Annotated in this window: 17 protein-coding genes; 9 read left to right on the top strand and 8 right to left on the bottom strand. The window is 50.1% G+C overall.

The genetic code is table 11. The annotated features are described in order from the left end of the window. Nucleotides 1-150 precede the first annotated feature (150 nt). The 3 genes from KK083_RS23400 to KK083_RS23410 all read left to right on the top strand — a co-directional run bounded on the left by KK083_RS23400 (nucleotide 151) and on the right by KK083_RS23410 (nucleotide 5,447). On the top strand, nucleotides 151-2,292 hold the full coding sequence (locus KK083_RS23400) for a prolyl oligopeptidase family serine peptidase (RefSeq protein WP_254168059.1): 2,142 nt from the start codon (nucleotides 151-153) through the stop codon (nucleotides 2,290-2,292). A gap of 123 nt (nucleotides 2,293-2,415) precedes the next feature. Further along, complete coding sequence (locus tag KK083_RS23405; RefSeq protein WP_254168060.1) at nucleotides 2,416-2,889, top strand: GNAT family N-acetyltransferase; 474 nt, start codon at nucleotides 2,416-2,418, stop codon at nucleotides 2,887-2,889. A 149-nt stretch (nucleotides 2,890-3,038) separates the two neighbouring features. Beyond that, entirely contained in the window at nucleotides 3,039-5,447 is a 2,409-nt protein-coding gene (locus KK083_RS23410; RefSeq protein ID WP_254168061.1) for an FtsX-like permease family protein, read from the top strand. Nucleotides 5,448-5,495: 48 nt separating this feature from the next. Here the strand turns inward: KK083_RS23410 and KK083_RS23415 are convergent, their stop codons facing one another. After that, a complete protein-coding gene (locus KK083_RS23415; protein ID WP_254168062.1) occupies nucleotides 5,496-6,077 on the bottom strand; it encodes a hypothetical protein in 582 nt (193 codons plus the stop codon). 1,039 nt (nucleotides 6,078-7,116) lie between these two features. Here KK083_RS23415 and KK083_RS23420 point away from each other — a divergent pair. Next, on the top strand, nucleotides 7,117-7,437 hold the full coding sequence (locus tag KK083_RS23420; RefSeq protein ID WP_254168063.1) for a GIY-YIG nuclease family protein: 321 nt from the start codon (nucleotides 7,117-7,119) through the stop codon (nucleotides 7,435-7,437). 190 nt (nucleotides 7,438-7,627) lie between these two features. On the opposite strand, the gene KK083_RS23425 is transcribed toward KK083_RS23420, so the two are convergent. Both KK083_RS23425 and KK083_RS23430 read right to left on the bottom strand, forming a co-directional pair. Beyond that, nucleotides 7,628-7,909, bottom strand: coding sequence for a hypothetical protein (locus KK083_RS23425; RefSeq protein ID WP_254168064.1), 282 nt, complete (start codon nucleotides 7,907-7,909; stop codon nucleotides 7,628-7,630). Nucleotides 7,910-7,959: 50 nt separating this feature from the next. Then, nucleotides 7,960-8,820: a thioredoxin family protein gene (locus tag KK083_RS23430; protein ID WP_254168066.1), complete on the bottom strand. Its 861-nt coding sequence runs from the start codon at nucleotides 8,818-8,820 to the stop codon at nucleotides 7,960-7,962. Between the two features lie 349 nt (nucleotides 8,821-9,169). On the opposite strand from KK083_RS23430, the gene KK083_RS23435 reads away from it, so the two are divergent. The 3 genes from KK083_RS23435 (at nucleotide 9,170) to KK083_RS23445 (ending at nucleotide 11,894) form a co-directional block, all read left to right on the top strand. Further along, nucleotides 9,170-10,591, top strand: coding sequence for a nicotinate phosphoribosyltransferase (locus KK083_RS23435; protein WP_254168068.1), 1,422 nt, complete (start codon nucleotides 9,170-9,172; stop codon nucleotides 10,589-10,591). Further along, a complete protein-coding gene (gene pncA, locus KK083_RS23440; protein ID WP_254168070.1) occupies nucleotides 10,588-11,199 on the top strand; it encodes a bifunctional nicotinamidase/pyrazinamidase in 612 nt (203 codons plus the stop codon). The genes KK083_RS23435 and pncA overlap by 4 nt, the downstream gene beginning before the upstream one ends. A 263-nt stretch (nucleotides 11,200-11,462) precedes the next feature. After that, a complete protein-coding gene (locus KK083_RS23445) occupies nucleotides 11,463-11,894 on the top strand; it encodes a hypothetical protein (protein ID WP_254168072.1) in 432 nt (143 codons plus the stop codon). Between the two features lie 62 nt (nucleotides 11,895-11,956). Here the strand turns inward: KK083_RS23445 and KK083_RS23450 are convergent, their stop codons facing one another. Then, nucleotides 11,957-12,949 (bottom strand): PorP/SprF family type IX secretion system membrane protein, encoded by a 993-nt coding sequence (locus tag KK083_RS23450; RefSeq protein ID WP_254168073.1) that lies wholly within the window; start codon nucleotides 12,947-12,949, stop codon nucleotides 11,957-11,959. 1 nt (nucleotide 12,950) lies between these two features. Further along, nucleotides 12,951-17,690 (bottom strand): Ig-like domain-containing protein, encoded by a 4,740-nt coding sequence (locus KK083_RS23455; RefSeq protein ID WP_254168074.1) that lies wholly within the window; start codon nucleotides 17,688-17,690, stop codon nucleotides 12,951-12,953. Between the two features lie 376 nt (nucleotides 17,691-18,066). Here KK083_RS23455 and KK083_RS23460 point away from each other — a divergent pair, with 376 nt between their 5' ends. After that, nucleotides 18,067-19,116 (top strand): SAM-dependent methyltransferase, encoded by a 1,050-nt coding sequence (locus KK083_RS23460; protein WP_254168075.1) that lies wholly within the window; start codon nucleotides 18,067-18,069, stop codon nucleotides 19,114-19,116. Nucleotides 19,117-19,176: 60 nt separating this feature from the next. On the opposite strand, the gene KK083_RS23465 is transcribed toward KK083_RS23460, so the two are convergent. The 3 genes from KK083_RS23465 to KK083_RS23475 all read right to left on the bottom strand — a co-directional run bounded on the left by KK083_RS23465 (nucleotide 19,177) and on the right by KK083_RS23475 (nucleotide 23,334). After that, the gene (locus KK083_RS23465; RefSeq protein WP_254168076.1) at nucleotides 19,177-19,824 is read right to left on the bottom strand and encodes a phage tail protein; all 648 of its coding nucleotides are present in this window, start codon (nucleotides 19,822-19,824) and stop codon (nucleotides 19,177-19,179) included. Nucleotides 19,825-19,839: 15 nt separating this feature from the next. After that, on the bottom strand, nucleotides 19,840-20,811 hold the full coding sequence (locus tag KK083_RS23470; protein WP_254168077.1) for a methionyl-tRNA formyltransferase: 972 nt from the start codon (nucleotides 20,809-20,811) through the stop codon (nucleotides 19,840-19,842). A gap of 288 nt (nucleotides 20,812-21,099) precedes the next feature. Continuing rightward, nucleotides 21,100-23,334 (bottom strand): ATP-binding protein, encoded by a 2,235-nt coding sequence (locus tag KK083_RS23475; protein WP_254168078.1) that lies wholly within the window; start codon nucleotides 23,332-23,334, stop codon nucleotides 21,100-21,102. Between the two features lie 157 nt (nucleotides 23,335-23,491). Here KK083_RS23475 and KK083_RS23480 point away from each other — a divergent pair. Then, the coding region (locus KK083_RS23480; RefSeq protein WP_254168079.1) for a response regulator at nucleotides 23,492-24,004 on the top strand (513 nt) is incomplete at its 3' end.

Consider the following 24,004-nt stretch of genomic DNA (forward strand, 5'->3'; position numbering starts at 1 on the left):
TAACCAGGCCGTACCAGCCTGAGCCACCCCGGATGGGGTAAATTGTTGAAAACGGATCTGATCGAATGCCCAAAGTGAGCCATTGATCAAAGTAAACTTGTACGCCATGGCAGGGGGCATTATTTTTAAAAACATCTGAACCCTTTTCCTATGAAACTGATTTCATTACTGGCACTTGGCTTGCCGGCGGCTGTTTTTGTTTCGTGTAATACACCAAAAGAAACAGCGCCCAGAAGTGTATATCCTATGACCAAAAAAGTTGATACTGTTGACACCTACCATGGTGTGGCCGTGAGCGATCCTTATCGCTGGCTTGAAAATGATACCACGCAGGAAACTGCACAATGGGTGGAAGCCCAGAACGATGTAACCTTCGCATACCTGAAGAACATCAATTACCGCGACCGTGTGCTGAAGAGGCTGGAGTCGATCTACAACTATGAACGCCTCGGCGCTCCTTCCAGGGAAGGCGATCACTATTACTATTTTAAGAACGACGGCCTTCAGAATCACAGCGTGCTGTATCGTAAAAAAGGAATCAACGGTACCCCTGAAGTTTTCCTCGACCCGAACACTTTTTCCAAAGACGGTACCACCGGGCTTTCAGGTATCTTCTTCACCAAAGATGGTGCACTGGCCACTTACCTGATCTCCGAAGGCGGCTCAGACTGGCGGAAGGCGGTTGTCATCCGCACGGCAGATAAAACCATTGTAGAAGACTCGCTGCAAGACATCAAGTTCAGCGGCATCGCCTGGAAAGGCAATGAAGGGTTCTATTACAGCAGCTATGACAAGCCGAAGGGAAGTGAGCTCTCGGCCAAAACCCAGCATCACAAACTTTTCTATCACAAGCTCGGCACACCCCAAAGCCAGGACAAGCTGGTGTTCGGCGGCGAAGAGACACCACGGCGTTACATCGGCGCCTACCTCACTGACGACGAACGTTTCCTCGTAGTGAGCGCTGCTACCAGCACCACCGGCAACGAGCTGTACGTGCAGGACCTGAAAGATCCGAAGGGCCACCTTGTTGCCGTGGTCAACAATTTCGACAACGACCACGAGGTGCTCACCAACGTAGGCACCCGGCTGCTGATCCATACCAACCTGAACGCACCCAACAACCGCATTGTGGTGGTCGACTTTTCGAATCCAACACCGGAACACTGGAAAGACCTGATCCCTGAAACGGAAAACGTGATGAAGGCCGACGCTGCGGGCAACAGGATCTTTGCCAACTACATGGTAGACGTAAAAACAGAGGTGAAACAATTCGATTTCAACGGCAAGCTGGAGCGCGAGATCGAGCTGCCGGGCATCGGTACAGCTACTGGCTTCAAAGGAAAACCCGAAGACAAGGAACTCTATTATTCTTTTACATCGTTCACCTACCCTACCACCATTTTCAAATATGACATCGCATCAGGGAAATCGGCATTGTACGAAAAACCGAAAGTAGACTTCAACCCTGAAGATTACGAGACCAAACAGGTATTTTACGAAAGCAAAGACGGCACGAAGATCCCGATGTTCATTGTGTACAAGAAGGGCCTCGAGCTGAATGGCAAAAATCCGACATGGCTATACGCATACGGCGGATTCAGCGTGAGCCTTACACCCAGCTTTGCCACGTCAAGGGTAGTGTGGCTGGAGAACGGCGGCATCTATGCACAACCCAACCTGCGCGGTGGCGGCGAGTATGGCGAGAAGTGGCACCTGGCCGGAACCAAGTTGAACAAACAGAATGTGTTCGACGACTTCATCGCTGCCGGCGAATACCTGATCAAAGAGAAATATACGTCGAGCGAATACCTGGCTATCTCCGGAGGCTCTAACGGCGGATTGCTGGTGGGCGCTACTATGACGCAACGGCCCGACCTGGCCAAAGTGGCTTTCCCTGCGGTGGGCGTGATGGACATGCTCCGCTATCACAAATTCACTGCCGGCGCAGGGTGGGCTTATGATTACGGCACGGCAGACGACTCCAAAGAAATGTTCGAGTACCTGAAAAAATACTCTCCCGTACATGCGCTGAAAGCCGGTGTAAAATATCCGGCCACGCTGATAACCACCGCTGACCATGATGACAGGGTAGTGCCAGCGCACTCATTCAAGTTTGCTGCCACCTTACAAGAACATCACCAGGGAGAGAACCCGGTGCTCATCCGCGTGGACGTCAAGTCGGGACACTCCTCTTCCAACCTGAAGAAATCGCTCGAGGTCACGGCAGACCAGTATGCGTTTGCCTGGTATAATATGGGGGTGGTTCCTCCGCTTGCTAAGGATGATATGTGAAAATTAGAAGCCAGGAGCCAGAAGTCAGGAGTCAGAAGTACTGCGAGGGAAGCGAGTATTTAGTAAGTTGCTTATGTGAGAACGCTTTATGAAAAAGATAAAGCGTTTTTTTATCTTACGCGCATGAATACCATCCGTCCCGGCCGTAAGGAAGACCTGCCGCGTGTGCTCGAGCTTGTTAGAGAGCTTGCCGAGTATGAGCGCGCTCCACATGAAGTGATCAATACTGTTAACCTGATGGAAGAAGATGGCTTCGGTCCCAACCCGGTGTATGGCTTTTTTGTTTGTGAGAATAAAAACGGTATTGTGGGCCTCTCTCTGTATTATTGGCGATACTCTACCTGGAAAGGAAAACGGCTCTACCTCGAAGACATTATTGTAACGGAAAGCGAACGCGGTCAGGGTATCGGCAAGCTGTTGTTTGACCGCACCATGGAAAAAGCGCTGGAAGAGAACTGCACCGGCATGATGTGGCAGGTGCTAGACTGGAACGAGCCGGCCATCAACTTTTACAAGAAGTACGGCACGCACATGGCCCAGGAGTGGATCAACTGCAATTTGGAAGCGAGCCAGATCAGGAAGATACTGAATCAGTAGGCAATGGGCGGTAGGCAAAACTCATCGAATATCATCGTATGCCGGTGATAAAAGGTAAACCAGCTGCAATTTGCAAAACCGGGCAATCGTTAAAACTATAATCGTATGAACAGCATCATACGGTGTGTACCACCTAAACGAAAAGCCCTATGCTCAAGAACTACTTTATTATTGGCTGGAGAAATCTGACCAAGACCCGCGGATACGCTTTCATTAACATCACCGGATTGGCTATTGGCATGGCGGTAGCCTTGTTGATAGGCTTATGGGTTCTGGATGAGGTGAATTATAACAAATCATTCAAAAACCACGAGCGGCTTGGCCTGCTTTATCACCACGTAACATTCGGCGAGCAGGTGCTTACCATCAACGACGTGCCGGCGCCCATCGGCAACGAGCTTAAAAATAATTGCGCGGATCTCGAGGAAGTGAGCATGATAGCCTGGGCCTACGAGCACGTGATCGGCTACCAGGAAACAACGTTGATCGAAACGGGGCTTTTTGTCGAGCCTCAGTTTGCCGATATGTTCTCTGTGCACATGCTCGAAGGCTCTGCCAAAGCACTCAAAGGCGTTCACGCAGTTCTTCTATCAAAAACGCTGGCAGCAGACCTGCTGGGCGACAACCCCGTTGGCAAAACGATCAAGTCAGGCAACAGCGAGGAAATGATGGTAGCGGGTGTCTTTGAAGATTTTCCGGCGAACTCCCATTTCGCAGAAGTCAGGATGCTGATGCCAATGGCCTATTACTTTTCCAGAGGTCAGCAACAAAAGATGGACAACTGGGATAACTTTGATTTTGAGTGTTACGTGCTACTGAGAGAACATGCATCATTTGCGACTGCGGAACCGAAAATAAAAAACCTGTTGTTTGAAAAAGCTTCCGGTGCAATAAAGGCCCTCAATCCCAATGGGATCTTGCTGCCCCTGGAGAAATGGCATCTTCAGGCAACGTTTAAAGACGGCGTTAATATTGGCGGGCAGGTCAGGTTCGTATGGATGGTGGGTACCATCGGTGTCTTTGTGCTGTTGCTGGCCTGTATCAATTTTATGAACCTGAGCACAGCGCGTAGTGAAAAACGCTCCAAAGAAGTTGGCGTTCGCAAGGTCATGGGATCAGTGCGTTGGCAACTGGTGAGCCAGTTCCTGAGTGAATCGTTGATGACCGTGGTGATCAGCTTTGTGATGGCCCTGCTCATGACCGCACTCTGCCTGCCCCTGTTCAACTCGATGGCCGAGAAAAAGATGATCATTCCATGGACCGACCTTCGTTTCATACTGATATCGCTTGTGTTCATGTTGGTCACCAGCGTGCTTGCCGGAAGTTACCCCGCGTTGTACCTGTCGTCATTCAATCCTGTTAAGGTATTAAAAGGTGTATTCAGAACAGGGTCGTCAGCCGGGCTGCCGCGCAAGGTGATGGTAGTGTTCCAGTTCACCATTTCCATTGTGCTGATCATTGGCACCATGGTGGTGTTCCTGCAGATCCAGCATGCCAAAAACAGGCCGGTAGGATTCGACCGCGAAGGCATCGTTAACATGGCGGTCCGTACAGAAGAGCTTGCCAAAGCGGATTACAACACGCTGCGTCATGAGCTGCTGTCATCAGGGGCGGCAACAGACATGGCGAAATCAGATTTTCCGATCACCGGTGCCATGAGCGACGATGTATCACTGACGTGGGAAGGAAAGGATCCAACAACACGGCCATTGTTTGGCATGAACAGCTGCAGCCACGACTTTCCGAAAACAAATGGCTTTCAATTTATTGAAGGCCGTGACTTTTCACGTGAGATCACCTCAGATTCTTCTGCTGTGATCATTAATGAGATGGCTGCGAGATTGATCGCATCCGAAAATCCTGTCAATCCTAAAAATCCTGGTCAAAACGTGATCGGGAAAAAACTAAAATTCGCAGACAATAAGGAGCGGGAGATCATTGGCGTGATCAAAGACCAGATCCGCTGGACGCCCTTTGTCAACCAAACACCCCACCTCTACTATATCAACTATCGCGTCAAAGGTCACCTCACCATTCGCCTGAATCCAAATATCAGCACACATGAAGCGCTGAAGAGGACAGAGGCCGTGATAAAAAAATATGATCCGCTAACGCCCTTTGATTACAAATTTCAGGACGACGAATATGCTCGATTGTTCAAAACCGAAGAGCGTGTTGGCAGGCTTGCCACCATATTTGCAACGCTGGCGATTTTTATCAGCTGCATCGGCATTTTCGGATTGGCTGCTTTTGCCGTAAGCCAGCGCACCAAAGAGATCGGCATCCGCAAGGTACTGGGTGCGTCGGCGCTGAGTTTGTGGAAAATGCTCTCAGGTGATTTTGTTCGTCTTGTAACGATCTCCATTCTGGTAGCGGTGCCGTTGAGCTATTATCTGGCTGACGAATGGCTGCAACAATACGACTATCGTGTTGAACTACCGTGGTGGGTTTTTGCGGTAACGGGTGCGCTGGCGATCTTGCTCACGTTGCTGACGGTGAGCTATCAGTCCATCAAAGCTGCTATGGTGAATCCGGTGAAGAGTTTGAGGAGTGAGTGAAACCAGGGCTCAGAACCCTGTGAGTTTCTTCAGGCCTCCAGATTTCTGTCAGTTCTTCTCGAGATCTGTTATTCTGTCTCTTAGTTTCTGATTTTCTAATTTCATTTCACTCATCTCCTTCTTTAGCTCAATCATGTAAAGCGTCAGCTCTTCTATCTTTTGCAAAAGCTTCATGTCCATCTTGCCGAGCGCCAATCCGTTCTTTTGCATTTCTGCTGCTGACTCAATGTCCGGAAGATGTTTGTTTTCCTTAACATATTGCTCCACTTCATCAAGGTTTCTAAGCTCATATCCGGCATCAAATACAAAATCTGCACCATCCGTATTGACTACAACCTCATTTGATCGCACAGCGCCGTTTACATCAAGTCTATACGCCGTGTTGTTCTGAGAGAATTTTCCAATGAGAACGTTACCACCTGAAGACTGTAAAACAATGTCGTATGCAGTGTTTGTATCGTACCGGCCTGCTTGTAACCAGGCTCTTCCAGTGCCGCTAACACCGGCAAACAAACCGTACGCACCACCATCAGTACTTGTTAAGGCAAAGTTGCCGGTGGTTGTGGTCCCTAACGCCATCCCCTCAGAGTTGATGTTGCTTCCCCTGACATGGAATCTGAAAGCGGGCATGGTTGTGCCGATGCCTATACTACCCCAGTGATTGAAAGTTAAAGCTGTGCTCGTGCCATATGAAATGTCAAGAAACGCAGTACTGGGATTATCACGCGACTTTAAAATCCATAGCGCACCGGTATGGCCATATGGCTGAATAGACAGCCTTGACACTTCTCCCGTACTATTGGCAGGAGCTTCCTGCTTCCCAAGATGCAGGTTGGCAGTATTTGATGTAGAGGCACCAATAGTGACATTTCCCTGATTGTAGTAAATGTTCCCGGGAGTTGATCCACTCCAAGTCTGTGCCTTCAGGCTTACAACTGAGATGGTTAGCAGGACCAGTGTGATTTTAATTCACATGTGTAGTGGGGTTAAACGAACGGACAATGATACGATTTTTTTTTGTTGATTTAATTGTAGCGCGAAGGATTCGCCGGTCATAAAACCAGTAGCCTGAGCGGTGTTTTTAATCAGGGGAAGGAAGGCGCGAGCGAAGGATCTGGTGTCGCTGGCTGCGTACTTACTTGTGAGTCGGTTTTTTGACTGAAGCACGCCGTCATCGCGGAATTCTTCGCGCCGCAACGGCAACGCACGTGCATCGCCCAGAATACAGGTCGAGTGAGACTATTCCAAATCTCCCTCCGAAACCGGCATCCTGAGCGGCGTTCATGCGGGTAGGCAGTGCGAGCGAAGGATCTAGTGTCGCTGGCTGCGTACTTACTTGTGAGTCGTTTTTTTGACTGAAGCACGCCGTCATCTCGGAATTCTTCGCTCCCGCAACGGCAACGCACGTGCATCGCCCAGAATACAGGTCGAGTGAGACTATTCCAAATCTCCCTCTGAAACCGGCATCCTGAGCGGCGTTCATGCGGGTAGGCAGTGCGAGCGAAGGATCTAGTGTCGCTGGCTGCGTACTTACTTGTGAGTCGTTTTTTGACTGAAGCACTCAGTTACTTCGCGATTCTTCGCTCCCGCAACGGCCAACGCACGTGCATCGCTCAGGATACCGGATTTTGAAAGCGTGTAGTTCCAAGAAAATTCGCTAAATTAAATAATGCTTCCATCTGCGTGGGTTTACATCCTTACCAATAAAAGAAATACAGTCCTTTACACAGGCGCCTCCAATGATCTACTCACTCGTCTTTGGGAACACAAAACAAAGCAAAATCCAAAATGCTTTACGGCACGGTATAATATCTACAAGCTTATTTACTACGAACCCTTTGAACTTGTTACGGAGGCTCTTGAAAGAGAGAGATACATCAAAGGCAAAACGCGTAAATGGAAAGAAGATCTGATAAAAACGATGAACGCAGAATGGAAGGATCTGACAGAAACTTTTGATCCTAATCTCCCTCCGAAGCCGGTATCCTGAGCGGCGGTTCGTGCGGGAAGGATGTGCGAGCGAAGGATCCGTGTCGCTGGCTCGGATCTTGATTGTGAGCCGGCTTTTCGACTGATGCGCTTCGTCATCTCGGATTCTTCGTTCCCGCAGCCCAACGCACTTGCATCGCTCAGCATGCCGGTCCGTGCGTGCGTAGTATAGATTCCAAAGTCAGAAACCACTACTCATTATCATACTCATCCACAGACCCCATCGTGATCTCCCGGTACGTTTTCATCAGCCTGTCGTGCAACCCCTCTTCTTTGGTGTAGCCGCTAACGGTGACGGTGTCTTTGCTTGAAGTCTTATTGGTAACGGGTGGTGTGACGTAACTTACGTTCATGCCTGCCCGCTGCATGCCGTGAATGGTGTTGGTAAACAAATTGGTGTTGCGTTCCTGACCACAGACCTCGAAGGTTCTGCGGGAGTCATCCTTGATCACCTGCCAGTTTTTTGCGAACATAATTGCGCCGTAATAATTGAATCGTTTCGCAAAATACGGAGTTAGATCCATTATTCTCCTTTCAGCTTCTTCAACCTTTCAGCAACACCTTCATTTTTCGGATCGAGATGCACAGCATATTCGTAGGCCTGGATGGCTTTATCTTTTGACCCCGCAATCGCGTAAGCTTCGCCGAGGCTGTCAAAACAATTGGCCGACTGTGGGAAAAGATTAACGTTGACACGGAAAACGGCAATTGCTTCTTTGATGCTCCGCTGTGCCAATAAAACATAACCGCAAGAGTTCAGCTCTGATTCGCTTAAAACCACTGGCTTCAACTGGAACGCCAGGCCGCGTGCATTGACATTCTCATCCTTCAACAACCCATCTTTCAGCCATTGCTCGATGAGGGTATAGCTGCGGTAATTGGGGAGGTACTCTTTTTTAAGCACAATCTTCAGCAGGTCACGCTCGAGGGTCTCTGCCGGCGACTCCACTATCCTGCCTACTTCCTTGCCGCCTTTATAGATCACAAAAGTGGGAACGCGGTAGATGTTTTGACCGGCTTCTTCATGCTGAGGCGATTGTTTATACAACGCCAGAGAGTCTTCGACACCGATCAGTGTAATGTTGTTTTTCTGAAACGACAACTTCTCCAGTACCTTGATCATGCGCGGCAATTCTCTTTTGCTGTCGCCACACCATGAGCCGAAGAAGATCTTCATGGAGTATTTTGAAAGATCAGCTTTTTGAAACTGGGTAAGGATCTCACCATTGGGCTGATAGGCGGAGAGATTCTGGTTATACCATGCGGCGTATGGTTCCTTCAACAGTTGCTCAAAGGTACATGCACCGAGCAGATCGGGAGCCTTTTGAGCTTGCGCCTGTTCAACAATTAAAAAAAGGATCAGAAGGGGAAGAATTTTTTTCATATAAACGACTAATGTTTTCACGAAATTATTCTTCGCAGGGTATGCAGGTTGTTAACGATTTCTCAAATCTTGTTAAGGAGTTGTTAAAGGTTCCCAGAAGAGTGAATTGCGGAAGGAACTTCCGCTTCAAAGGGTGGGCTACGAAGACTGTCTCGGAATAGAGCGCACGGAAGAAACTTCCGCGCGAGTAGAGGGAAGAAACTTCCGCGCGAGTGCGGGTTCTTGTTGGTGAAGAACACCAACAAGGGCGGTGGGGCAGTGCGAAACTTCCGTTCAAGCCGCTATTTCTTGATGATCTTGTGGCTTACTTTTGGTTGTCTTTCATTGTAACTGTACTTTTAACGATCTTATGACTGATCCCGAACGGCTGGATTTAACGGCCACATACACAGACCTGTACCAGATCGCGATGGGACAGGTGTACTTTTTAAATGGCCATCACCATCACGAAGCGGTATTCGACTATTTTTTTCGCAAGCTTCCGTTTGGCGGCGGGTATGCGATCTTTGCAGGACTTTATGACCTGCTGGAATTGCTGGAACGGCTACACTTTTCGGCCGACGATCTTCAAAACCTGAAACAGCTCGGGTTGCGCGACGAATACATCGCTTACCTGAAGGGCTTCCGTTTTCGCGGGAGCATTTACGCTTCTGCCGAAGGTGACATTGTGTTTCCTACACGCCCGGTGATGAGGATTGAAGGTACCATGCTCGAGGCGCAGCTGATCGAGACACTGCTGCTGAACCTCGTGAATTTTCAGACGCTGATCGCCACCAAAGCTTCACGCATGCGGCAGGTGGCTGGCGAAAGAACCCTGGCGGAGTTTGGCCTTCGAAGGGCGCAGGGACTTGGCGGATACCATGCTACCCGTGCAGCGATCATCGGGGGCTTCAATTCGACCAGCAACGTTAAAGCGGCTTTTGATTTTGGTGTTTCGGCCTCGGGCACCATGGCACATTCCTTCATCCAGCACCATGGCGATGAGTTGTCTGCCTTCCGGATGTTTGCTGAAGGCCGGCCCGACCATTGTGTGCTGCTCGTAGATACTTACGATACATTGCTGAGCGGCGTGCCCAACGCCATCACCGTTGCAAAAGAGATGGAACAGCGAGGGCAGCGACTGCAAGGTATCAGGCTCGACAGCGGGGACCTCGCCTATCTTTCGAAGCGCGCCCGTGTGATGCTCGACAACGCGGGGCTCCATCACGTGAAGATCGTTGCTTCCAACCAGCTCGATGAATTTGTGATCAAGAGCTTGCTCGAACAGGGCGCCCCCATAGATGTGTTCGGCGTGGGCACGAGCCTGGTCACCGGCCACCCCGACGCGGCGCTCGACGGCGTATACAAGCTCAGCCTCACACAGAACAAACCACGCATCAAGATCTCGGAGAGCCTGAAGAAGATCACCCTTCCGCACAAAAAGCAGGTGTTCCGCATCTACGACGGCAACGGACATTTTGCCGGCGCCGATGGCATAACGCTTCACGACGAAACACAGATCGATGTAATGCACCATCCATTCGAGCCAGACAAGTCAACTTCTTTTGCCGGTCTCAGGCAGGAGCCGCTGCTGCACAAGGTAATGGAGCAAGGGAAGATCCTGATAGAAAAGAAACCGTTGACATTCATCGCTGAATACAGCAAAGCACGGCTCGGGCTGCTGCCGGAAGAATACAAGCGGTTTCAAAATCCTCATACCTACAAGATCGGGTTAAGCCCACGGTTAAAAGCTTTGCGCGATCAGCTCAGAAGTGAATACAGAAAACCATGACAAAAGCACTTATCATTGTCGACATCCAGAACGACTTCACTACAGGTGGCGCCCTTGAGGTACGCCAGGGCGAAACCATCATCCCCATCGTAAACCAACTGCAAGCGCATTTTGACCTGGTGGTTGCCACACAAGACTGGCATCCGAAGAGCCACAAAAGCTTCGCTTCGAATCATGCAGGCAAGAAACCGTTCGAGCAGATCGTGCTGGAGGGCCTCGACCAGGTGCTGTGGCCAGATCATTGCATCCAGGGCACACCGGGCGCTGCATTCCATCCGGCGCTCAACCTTAACAGGGCAGAAGCCATTTTCAGAAAAGGTATGGATGCCCGCATCGACAGCTACAGCGGATTTTATGACAACGGCCACAGAAGAAGCACCGGTATGGCGGGCTATTTACGTGAACGTGGTGTACTAGAAGTTTTTATCTGTGGCCTGGCCGGAGATTATTGTGTATACTATTCCGCCAAAGATGCGATCGGCGAGGGTTTCAAAACATTTCTCATTGAAGACGCCACCCGCTCCATCGACGACAAAGGATTCATCGCCGCCAAAGCAGATCTTAAAAGCCGCGGCGGCAGCATCATCAACAGCACAAGCCTGCTATAACAAGCGGCTTACAACGGCTGGTTTATCCGCAGTAAGCCGGAGCGTGTATGCATAATTCCACATCTTAGGTGATCTTTCATTGAAAATTGCCCTGGCGCAGCGGCAACACAATATCGCCGTATCTTTCAAGTCATCGCACGTCGTTGTAATCGATCGGTTTTTTCTTACCCGCGGGGATGGCTGCTCCCTTATTCCATTCAACGCGGGTACGATAGTTTGATGAAGAAAGCGAGACATGTTTAAGATCATTTAAATATACAGGTATGAAAAAGTTATTGTTAGTAATCTGTACCGCTGCTCTTTTCTGCTTGGCTGGTGTTGTGAATGCGCAACAGCAGGATCAGCGCTCTAACCAGTACAGGAACACACAAAACCAAAACCAGCAGCGCACCGACACTACGGACGGCAATAATGATCGGAATATGGTGCAGGATCAAAGCAGCCAGCCGCAGAGCGATGTAGAGGTGGTTGAAAACAAGGAAGGGCCCAACAGCGAGGTGGTGTACAAATTCCAGGGTGAGCTGTTCTATGTAGACCGCGACGAAAAGAAACTTGTGAAAGCAGAGGAATCAGAATTGAAAGACGCCACACATGAAACTATTGTAAAAGATGCTATGGCGCAGGACAATTCAACGAAAGATAGTTCCACCAAGAAGGATAAGTCCTCACAGAAAAGAGACCGAGACGATCAATAGATTTTGCTTCAATTAGGTAACAGAAAGGTCATGGCTTGAAGGTTATGATCTTTCTTCTTTTTCTACCACAGCAACAACTTGTTTTTAGCCTTACCAAATACCGAAATCCCGATCATCAGCTCGTGGGCGCTGGCAGAATAGCTCTGCACATCGCTCACATTCATTTCGTAGCTGTAGGTGAAGCTGAAATTGTTTTTGAAAGAAAATCCCACCAATCCTGAAAATGAATTTCCCGGGTCTACCCCCAGTCCACCCCAGAATTGCGAGCGGTACCTGGCCTTGACGTTCAGCGCTACCGAAGAACCCGCAAACCTATCGTGGCGAAAGATGACAGAAGGAATTGCTTCCCAGTCAGCATTTACAACATGATTGTAAGACGCCATCACCTGGTGCCTGGTGGCAAGCTCGTCTTCACTGTCCACATCTTTATTGATGCCAAGCCGCGCGCTTGAAAGCGTGAGCACGGAATAGCCCGCCATGAACCGGTCTGAAGAAAGGAGCAATCCCGCATCCACGGTAAAGTATTGCAGCGATCCATTGTTGGATACGATGCTCTTATAAAAAGAGTCGTTTTCATCGCGCACGATAAATTTATCAAGGTCGGCCTTCACACCTGAATAAGCGGTGGTGAGCCCAAGTGACAAACGATAAGATGAGCTTACAGGTACGTGCACAGCGTAAGACAGTCCCGCCTGAAGGTCTTTGTATCCGCCCATGTTCTTCTGGATCAGGAAACCGCCGATGCCCGCATATGTAGTGGGTTTGTTATTGCTCGCACCGGTTTCAGCCGGGGCGACCGACTTAAAATTTACAGGGTGATTGATCGCTGCCAGGTAGCTCTTCGGCGCATCGTCGTATGAATTCCATTGCTGACGTGATCCGAGCTTGATGTCTGTATACTGCTGAAGGCCCGCGAAGCCCGGGTTGGTGAGGTAAGGCAACTGAAAGTACTGTGTGAAAGTATTGTTGGCCTGACCCGATGCGTTGGTCAGCGCACAGGCAACCAGCATGGCAGCCACAACTGTTCTTATATTCTTTACTATCTGCATGGTCATCTTAATAAACGATTTGAATTGATCCCTGAACTTTTTCTCCTGCGATCTCTATGGTGTAGAAGTAAGTGCCCTCCGGCGCGTCTTTGCCTTTATGCTTGCCATCCCATTCCTGCTGCGCATCGTTGGTGTAGAACAACAAACGTCCGGTGCTGTCGAATACCCTGACCTCTACTGGCTCGGTAAGCCCAAGGTGCGAGATCCCCCAGGTCTGATTGCGGGTAGTGCCGTTGGGGAAAAGTGCGTTAGGGATCAGGTCTTTGTCCAGCTCATAACGTGCAACAACGATCTTTACAACATTGCTATTAGCACTACCGCAGGCGTTGGTCACCGATCGCCTGAAATAAGTGTCCTCATACATGGCTCCCGGAGCGTAAGTTGAAGCGATTGCACCTGCAATGGCAGTGAAGTCATTTCCGTTGGTCGAACGTTCCCACTGATAAACAAGCTGGCCATCGGCGCCGGAAGCATTTTGCACACTTGACAACGCAGCCGGAACATCGCCATACCAGATGATCTGATCCGCTGCTATCAATCCGGCCTCTATTGGCGACAATACTGTAAGCGTAACAGGAGTGGATGTTGCAGGGTCGCATGCACCCGATACAACCACCCTGTATTTGTAACCATTATAAGCGTATGATGCCTGCGTGATGGTCAGCATGGCAGTAGCACCTCCCTGGTATACCCCTGCATCGGTGATGTTGGTAAAACCTGATCCGTTGTCAACCTGCCATCGATAGGTGAGATTGCTTCCGGTTGCGGAAACCGAAAAAATTGTATTGCCTGCACTGCAGATCGTTTGATCGGCAGAAACAGCAGTAATAACGGGCGGTGTGCAGCTGGTATACACAATGCTGAATGCGGTGGCTGCAACGTTGCCATTGCCGGCCTGATCGAGTGCAGCATTGGCTGCAACGTTCACCGTAATTGTACCATCGGCAGAAGGCGTAATATTCAGGGAATAATCTTTTCCACTTCCCGAGAAACCGGCTGACGTTCCGCCTGTCACGGCAACATCTGTAAGATCGAAGCCGGTAACATTTTCACTGAAGGCGATGCTCACCGGTATGGGTGTTATACCGGTAGGTCCTGCAACGGTGCTGCTGATGGTCACGGTGGGTTTCACGTTGTCATATGTGATCTTGAATTGTGTGGCCGCCGTATTGCCATTGCCGGCGGCATCCAGCACAAGGTCAGCAGCTACATCCACTGTGATTTCCCCATAGACGGTGGGAGAAACATCAATGGAGTAGTGCTGACCGGAACCACTGAGATTACCAGCGGTACCTCCCGTAATCACTATATCGCCAACTGTAAAACCGGTGATGCTCTCGCTGAAATCGATCTTCAGCGGAATAAGATTGCTGTTTGTAGGACTGGCGCTGGTGCTGCTGAGGGTCACCGCAGGTTTCGTTCCATCATACGTTATACTGAATTGGGCTGCCGCCAGGTTCGCGCTGCCTCCCGGTGTCTCGGCTACACCGGCGGCTACATCAACGGTGATGACGCCATTTCCTAAAGGAACAATGTCAACTGTATAGTTCTTGCCGCTGCCCGAAAAATTGCTCTTCATTGCTCCGCTCACTGAAATATCGTCAACAATGAAACCCACCACGTCTTCCGCGAAATCGATCTTGACGGGTATCGGATTGGAATTTGTAGGACTGGTCTTTATGCTGCTGATCGTTACACTCACCGGAGTAGCTGTAACGGTAACTTTTTGTTTGCCGTCGAAGATCTCGTCTCCGCAGGTGTTGTCAGTTACTTTTCTTCTGTAGTAGGTTGTCTCCGTCAGGCTGGGCGCCTGATAGGTAGCCTGGTTGTTGGTTCCGGCTGCGGATGACCAGGTGCTGTTATCTGTGCTTTGCTGCCACAAGTAAGAGAATGAGCCAGAGCCAGCCAGCGGAGGTGCCACCACATCGAATATTGAAGGAGCTGTGCTGTAATGAACAGAGGTTTCGGTTGTACCGGAAAGCGATTCAAAGATCCAGTACTTTGCTGTGGGAAATGCATTACCAGTAACGTTACCGTTAACAGATGTTATATTGGGCGACGCCGGATCCTGAATATAGGCGTTGGTATTCTTCTGAACGCCGACTGTGCGCGAACCTGCGTTAGCCGTTGCGTTCCTGAGATCGATCACATAGATCCTGTTGGTGGTTTCTTCCAGCACCACGATGCCATAGGAGAACGTCATACCTTCCGTGATGTACGAATGATTCCGGATCCAGAGCTGACGGTTCGGTGCTGATCCGTATACCCTGGTATAAATGGCGTCGTCTTGCGTGCCGGCCGGAGGCGTATTGAAATTGTCCCAGAAATACGCGATGGTATTGGCGGGCAGATTGGCATTGGGTAAAGCTGTATTGTCTGCAATGAGCGCACTCACCGCAGCGCCGGCTACGGAAGCAGTGAAAGTAAGCAGGTAGTTCTTGCTCACGCAGAATTGTGTAACAGCCTGACCCATGAAGGTAAAGCTGAACGGGATCGCCGTCGCAGCAGACCATGTATTGCCTAAGCCATCAGTGTCATAACGGTGAATGGGTGTCCAGCCAGTATTGTCATTTGCAGCAAAACTGTTCAACGCCGGATTTAAGGAAACGCGGCTCTTCAAGTAATACGGAGAGGCTTCCATCGTACCACAGGAAGCGTTGTAAACAATGCTCAACTGGGTAGCTGCTGTGTTGCCTGCCGCCGAAGCATTTTGTGCTGCATTGGCTGCTACATTTACAGTGATTGTTCCATTGCCTGAAGGGGTGATGTCAAGGGTATACGTTGTACCACTTCCGCTGAAATTACTTTTTGTTCCGCCACTTACGGTAACATCGCCAACTACAAAACCCGTAACACTTTCACTGAAGGCGATGGTAACCGGGATCGGTGATACGCCTGTTGTGCTGGCGGCGGTGGTGCTGATGGTAACAGACGGCACGGTCTCGTTAACATCATTGATCGTGATGGCAAACGCTTCTTCGTAGGTAAGTCCACCCTGATCGGTGGTGCGGATCCTGATGCTGTAACTGTTCTTGCTTTCGTAATCAGGACTGTTAGTGATCCGCAGGTTGCTTCCGCTGATGTTGAACGAAGCATTGTCTGTATCGCCTGTTCCAGCCACAAGTGTATAGGTGAAACTAGCACCGGCATCCGGATCGGTGGAGCTCAATGTACCAACAGTAGTATTTCCTGCCACGTTCTCGTTTACCGATGAAGCGCTCAATGCCACATCCGTGGGATCTTCGTTCACATTGGTGATCGTGACCGCGAAAGCTTCTTCATACGTGAGGCCGCCCTGATCAGTAGTCCTGATCCTGACACTGTAACTGCTCTTGCCTTCGAAGTTGGGACTATTCGTGATCCGCAGGTTGCTTCCACTGATGCTGAATGAAGCGTTGTCGGTATCGCCCGTACCAGCCACAAGCGTGTACGTAAAACTAGCACCGGCATCCGGATCAGTTGAACTCAGAGAACCTACGGTGGTGTTCCCTGCTACGTTCTCGTTTACCGATGAAGCGCTCAATGCCACATCCGTGGGATCTTCGTTCACATTCGTGATCGTGATGGCGAAAGCTTCTTCATACGTGAGGCCACCCTGATCGGTAGTCCTGACCCTGACACTGTAACTGCTCTTGCTTTCGAAGTTGGGACTATTCGTAATGCGCAGGTTGCTTCCACTGATGCTGAATGAAGCGTTGTCGGTATCGCCCGTACCAGCCACAAGCGTGTACGTAAAACTAGCACCGGCATCCGGATCAGTTGAACTCAGAGAACCTACGGTGGTGTTCCCTGCTACGTTCTCGTTTACCGATGAAGCGCTCAATGCCACATCCGTGGGATCTTCGTTCACATTCGTGATCGTGATGGTGAAAGCTTCTTCGTAGGTGAGGCCACCCTGATCGGTAGTCCTGACTCTAACACTGTAACTGCTCTTGCTTTCGAAGTTGGGACTATTCGTAATGCGCAGGTTGTTTCCGCTGATGTTGAAAGATGCATTGTCTGTGTCACCTGTACCCGTCACCAGTGAATAGGTAAAGGAATTGCTTGCGTCAGGATCAATAGAGCTGAGCGTGCCGATGGTTGCATTGGCAGCTGCATTTTCAGCGATCGTGTTAGCGGAAAGTGCCAGGTCTGTAGGTGCGCTGTTGGAAGAGGGAAGCGTGGCACTCACATCAGCAACCGTAATGCTTGCGAACGTAAGCTCATCGGGAGAGATCGATATATCGGAATATTTCCAGATGATGACAATCTCAGAAACATTTGTGTAGCCCGCAGCCGGGAATGCGGGTGTTAAATTATTAAAATCGCTAAGGGCCGAAGTGGAACCCACGCCGACGATGGTCTGATTGCCCGTCAGTGAATGGCTTGCGATCTGCGTGCCGGAGGCGTCTTTCAGCACCAGGTCGAACTGTGACAGGTCATTGTCCACATTGAAGTTATAAAAAACGATATTCTTCAACGTAAAACGCTTGCAGACAGACCCGCCTTCAGCTTTGATCGTTGCTGTTTGTGACGTGTTGTCATTGGTATTGTTAGCGTAGATAACATTGCCGTCCGCTTCAAATATGTTGCTTACCTTGAATTTGTCACCCTGGGTTTTAAAACCTGATCCGCCGCTGTTCATGCTTCCTAGCGAGCCGAAATCATAGGTGCCGTTTGCTGTTCCGGTGGTCTGTGCCTGGACCAGGGTATGGGTCAGCAAAAAGAAAACGGTGAAAAAAATTCTGAATCTGATGTCAGATCTCATTGCATTGTGGGGGATTTAGCCAAACTAAAACACTTCAGAATTCTTTCGCTACACCGTGATTTCCGTTCGTTCTAACAGCCCATCCTGAGCTTTAAATAGCAATTCACGCGTCTGGCGAAGAAATCGAGCAAAACTAAATCATACGGAGTGCTTAAAAATTCACAAAAAGGGCTCGTATATACGGCTGGTGATAAAGTGTGGATGAATTGCAGAAAAGCGTCAACCAAAATAAGCCTTTCACTGGGTTCCGATATACCATCTCTACGTATATATGCGTAGGTATTTGCCGGATCAAAAATTGCTATTTGTCTGATTCACAAGCTCGATACTTGGCACATGCCCTACTGTTGCTTAACTTTGTATTGTAAACCCCGTCATGTCAGATTATCGGCCTTCTGTGAAGGAAAAACTTGAGGCAATTACAACATACTTGCTGCAGCCAGCCAACGGTCAGCGCGAGAAAGAAATATTGTTGAATGGTCTTTATGGTCTGCTCACCCCGCGTGAAGGTGTTGAAGCTGAAGACCCGCAACGTATGGATCTGAAATATGGCGTAGCGATCAGCACCGCCCAGGCCCGCCGATGCCTGCTCGACAAAAAGAGAACACTGGTCTTTCTGCAAGGCATTTTCGAAGCCATCCTAGAATTGAAAAAGGACGTTAACGGTCCACTGCATATTCTTTATGCCGGCTGCGGACCGATGGGCACACTTATGATCCCCCTGCTTCCGCTTTTCCTGCCGGAAGACATACAACTTTATTTGCTCGATCTTCATCCGGAAGCCATCCGTGGCGTGCGGCAGGTGATCCGGGAGTCTGAGCTTCATGACTACATCGAGGAATATATCACCGCCGATGCCACGACCTACACCCGCACCGATGGCAGAAAGTTTCACATGATCGTATCGGAAGCCATGGATGCGGGACTTCACGCCGAGCCCCAATTCGCTATCACACGCAATCTTCATCCGCTGCTCATGCCGGGAGGAAAATTCCTGCCGGAAGCGATCAGCCTCAACGTTTCACTGACGCGTTATGAGAAAGAGCCCCGGATCGACCACCAGACTTTTACGCTCGAGAACTTTGTGCATAAAGCATGGTGTGAAGAGAAACGCACACCGGTAGGCCATCTGTTCACGCTTTCAAAAGATACCTTCAACGCGGGCCCCGAAGTATTCACCGATAACGACGAAGAATACATCAAACTTCCGGCTGTAACGATTCCTGAATTATCGCACAAGGATCATGCTGACATGGTGCTCTTCACCACCGTGCGGGTCTTTGGCGATCACTGTTTGTACACCGGAGATTCTGCCATCACCAGTCCGGTATTTTTATTCACGGCAACAGAGGCGCATCACGGACGGCCTCTGAAATTCCACTATGTGATCAACCGGTTTCCAAGGATCGGATTTGAGATTGGCTAAAAATAAAAGTATGCCCCGGAAGCCTGCATCACAGCACGCCTCCGGAACAGTCTCCTGTAATTATTGCTTCGACGGGAAATAGCCCGACACGCAGATGATATAGGTGAGCACAATATAAGGCATCATGTTATCATGCGCATTGCTGGCGCCAATCACACCGGTAGTGGCGGGCATGGCAACGTTCACCTGAATTGCTGGAACCGTAATATTCTGGATCGATGCCGAATTCAATTTGACATTAGGCGCATTGCTGGTATTTACGGTGTTGTAAAGCGCGGGAGATCTTGCTCCATCGTTGATCACCGCCAGCGAGCTGCCGGTTGTGATGGGTTTTGAATTTGCATTTCCATTGTAGGCATACAGGTCGGCGCTTGCCGTGCCAGCGCTGGTAACCGTAACCTGCGGCTGAGGTATGCTATGAGCGTGTGCAGGTATCTCTGTATTATCGAGCGTGACGGCTTCTTCGCCGTCTTTTTCACCAATGGTACGGTTTGTCAGGTTCGGACCCTGCCCCAGACCAACCACTGTGCGCCCCCGCAGATCGGGCAACATGAAAGTGCTCGATCCATCGCCACCATACATATCGCCGATCACGGCAAAAAGCGCCTGGTACTCGCTGACCTGCAGCGTTTGCCCGGCGCAAAGCATCCATCCTGCGGGGGCATAGTTGCCTGAAAAGATCCTGATCTCTCCTAAGTAAGCATCCATAATTGTTGTGTGTTTTTAAGTTGGATAATGTTCTGATTCTTTACTTTCAAAAACTGTTGCAGGCTCAAACCGCTCGCCTGTCCTCACGCCAAGCGCTGCCATCCGGTTACCTGTCATAACACCCTCTGTGGTCTGAACGATGTTGATACGCAGGCAGCGATCGTCTTTACAGGTTACAAACAACCCGTGCTGCATGTCGGCATAGACGATCGTTCCGGCACGTTTTCCTGCAACACCGGTTACTTCCGCCGGTGACACCTCCAGCAGCTTCACAACTTTACCCCTGAACGACGCAATGGCACCTCCGTAAAAAGGGTTGGCTGCATTGACAAGGTTCTCTATCGCATCGGCGGTCTGCGCTTCCCAGTTGATACAGAGGTCCAGTGATGTTGGCCTGGAATAATATTTGGCAGACACTTCATCCTGCGGTGTCAACACGGTGGCCTCGGGCGTTTTCAATTCTTCCAATGCCATGCGCAATACCGCCACTGCCGCGGTGGCAAGCCTGCCGATATGGATCCCGTAACTTTCTCCCGGAAGAAAAGCGATCGGGTGCTGTACAAGTATGGGGCCCGCATCATAATCGCGATTCATTCGGTGCACCGTAATACCGCCAACAGACTCGCCGTTCCGGATCTGCCAGAACACAGGATCCGGTCCGCGATACTGCGGCAAAGGACCAAAATGAAAGTTGTAGAAGCCGAGTCGTGGAATGGCCAATAGCAACTCCGGTATCCTGTAGCTGAACGTGAAGACCAATACAACATCGGGACTGATATCCTCGAGCCACGTTTTCAACTTTCCTGTAAGCTCATGACGGCCAACCCTTAAAAAAGGAACACCATGGTTTACCGACAGGTTCTCTACCTGCACACTGTAGTCATGCTGCTTCTCGATAGAGACCACACCTTTCAGCCATTTGTTCTCCGCCAGGTAATGCAAGGCGGGAAGGGCCAGGATGTGATTGGCCAGTGCAACTATCTTCATAGTGATTTGTTTCTTAACGCCAAGACCAACACCAGTTCAGACATTGTGCCGTGCAGATGACACGTTTGACAACAGCCCTGTCCTTTTCGTTAACTGTTGTTCGCGATTATTTTCAGAACGAACAGGGCAAATTCTGCACATGCCAGCAGGGGTTCATTGCTGGATATTATCCCGAAGTAAATAAATCAGATCATAATTGCCAGCGGCGTATAGCCATGCGGGGACGGAATGACAGCCCGTGTGTGTACATGGCAAAAAAACAGGGACGAAATAAATATAAGCCCGCCGTCAGGCGGTAACGCTTGCTTCTGCGTATACGGGTAACGTGAAGTAAAAGGTGGTGCCACGTTCAGCAGCACTTTCAAACCAGATGTGTCCGCCCTGCTTCTCTACAAATTCGCGACAGAGCATCAGGCCAATGCCGCTGCCGGTCTCGCCTTTCGTGCCCTTTTCAGAAAGCCCTATCAGCGAGAATACTTCTTTATTGTCTCCTTTGATACCCGCGCCGTTGTCATGCACAGCAATGAGGTCTGTTTGTTCAGATCTGCTGATGGAAACGGTGATGCTTTCGCCTTCGGGAGAAAATTTGATGGCGTTGGTCACCAGGTTACGCAGCACAACTTTCACCATCTCATAGTCGCCATACAGCGTGAGCCCGGAAGATACCGAAGGAATGATCAATACCTGCTTGGCTCTTGCGGCGGGATCCAGCAGGTTAATGGTTTCGTCCAGCACCTGCGTTGCCTGGAAGGAGACCTTGTTCGGCGTTATTCCCGTAAGTTGTCTTTTGGTCCATTGTAAGAGGTTCTCCAGAAAATCGGACGTGTTGTGGAGCCTTACCTGCAGGTCGCGCACGTGTTTCTGCAGCCGCTCCTGGGGTATGGCTCCTTCCAGGAACATATTAAGGCTTCCCTCCAGCCCGAACAAAGGATTTTTCAGGTCGTGCGATAACACCGACAACAATTTTTCCTTGGTGCGGTTCATCGCTTCCAATGCTGCTTTCTGACGGGTGATCTCGTCATTCTTAACGGCAAGGCTACGGTTTGCCTGTTGTTTGACTCGGTAAGAGCGATAAATGATCAGCACAATGATCAACAACACACCTGCTCCGGCCAGGTAAGTTCTGTTCAGCAACGTTTGCCGCTTCAGCTTGAGCTGCTCACCCAACACTTCCTGCTGGTGCTGCCATTCTATTTCCTTCTTCTCCTGCTCAAACTCGTAGGTGGCTTCCACCTTCGCCATTTTTTTGGTGCCCTCTTCATTCAGCAGGCTGTCGCTGGTGGCTTTGTGCGATTCGTAATATTTCAGCGCCTGCGCATAGTTGCCCCGTGCCTTGTAATATTCGTACAACAGATAAGAGGCCTCTTTCAGGATGTCGTTCCTCCTGATCTCTAGGGCAATGGCATACGACTGATCCAGCAGCTGTTTCGCCAGGTCGTGCTTGGATCGTTTTGAATATACTTTACTCAGATCGAGCATGGACGCGCTCACCACATACTGCTCGTTGCATTTCTTTGCCCGCGCGATGGACCGGCGAAGCATGATCTCCGCAGAATCAAGTTTGTTCAAATGCGAATACACCTCACCAAGGTTGCTGAGCGGATAGATGGCAAAACAGTTGGTGCTGTCTTTTCCCCAGACGTTCCATGCTTCCCACAGGTATGGTTTGGCCTCTTCAAATTTGAAGTTCTCGGTGAGCAAACCGCCGATGTTGTTGGTGAGCACTGCCCGGTAATGATCCGTCATGGGGAAGTTGTAATCGTTCAGCACCTTCTTATAATGCTCCAGGGCTTTTTCTTCATCACCCATGTTATTATAAGTGTTGCCGATGGCGATGTGTGTGGTCCTGGCCCTGTCCTGCTCGCCGAGGGCTTCAAAAATGGTGAGGGCGCTGTGATGGTTGAGCAGCGCTTTGGCAAAGTCGCCGGTGCTGGAGTAGCGGTTGCCCAGGTTCGTGTGTGCAATGGCCAGCTGAACCGAATCTTTGGTTTGTGAAAATATCGACAAGGCGCGGGTAAGCGCATGAATGGAAGAGTCGTACAGTCCCTTGCGGCCCAGCACGTTCGATAACGTTGACAATGACCGGCCCTCGGTTTCGAGGTCGCCGTTCTTGCTGCTGATGTTGTAAGCGTTGCTGATAAAATAACCCGCCGAATCAAAATCACCCTTGTTCAAAAACGCTGTGCCGATCGTGATGCTGACCATTGCCTCCTGCTTGTGGTCGCCCAGCTTCCGGGCCAGGGCTAATCCTTCTTTTCCATAACGGATAGCCTCACCGGGCTGCTGCATCGAGTGATACGCCTGGCCGATGCTGTTGTAGATCTCTGGCTTTCGCGCGGGCGCTGCCTGTTTCAGCACCAGCAATAGGCTGTCGATCGTTTTTTGATCGGCTTTTTTCTGTTGTGCGCGGAGGTTGGCTGCATTCCCTGAAAGGATCACCAGGAGAAAGAATAGCCTTGCAAAGACTCTGATACAAATAACCGTTCGTGAGCAATGGAAAAATGCGGGGAGGCTTGGCTTCATTTTTACAGGAGGTCAGTATGCGAAGATCAATTTTATATTAATTTGCGTGTAGCGCGTTCGGGGCAAGAGCTTCGTTGAGAAGCGGAGGGCTTTGATTCCAAAGATAATAAAATAGGTGGCAACGCCATCGTTAACATGCAAATCCTCTAAGAGCGAAATGAACACAAAGATACTGGTAGTGGAGGATGAGCCATCGATAGCAGAGTACATTCACTACCTGCTTACACGCATGGGCTATGAGGTGCCCGCGGTAGCAGACAACTATCAGGCAGCGTTGGAAAAGATCAGGGAAACAGACCCTGACCTGGTGCTCATCGATATTTCACTGGGCGCAACGCCCGATGGAGTAGACCTCGCCACAGAAGTACGAAGGTCACTCAACCGGCCCTTCATCTTTGTAACCTCACACACCGACCCGGAAACCCTGGAGAGAGCAAAGCAGGTAAACCCTGATGGCTACCTCACCAAACCTTTTAAGGACCAGGATATTCACATCGCTATCGAAATGGCGTTGAACAACTTCAGCAACGCGCAGCAACCTGCTCCGGCAGAACGGTCAGAGATCTTCCTGAAGGATTGTATCTTCATCCGCAGCCACAAGAATTTCCTGAAGGTTCCTTTCTCTGAAATAGAATGGCTGAAGGCTGACAAGAATTACACCGAGATCCAC

Origin of the sequence: Chryseosolibacter histidinae, from assembly GCF_018598225.1 — a bacterium.
Taxonomy (GTDB): domain Bacteria; phylum Bacteroidota; class Bacteroidia; order Cytophagales; family Cyclobacteriaceae; genus Chryseosolibacter; species Chryseosolibacter histidini.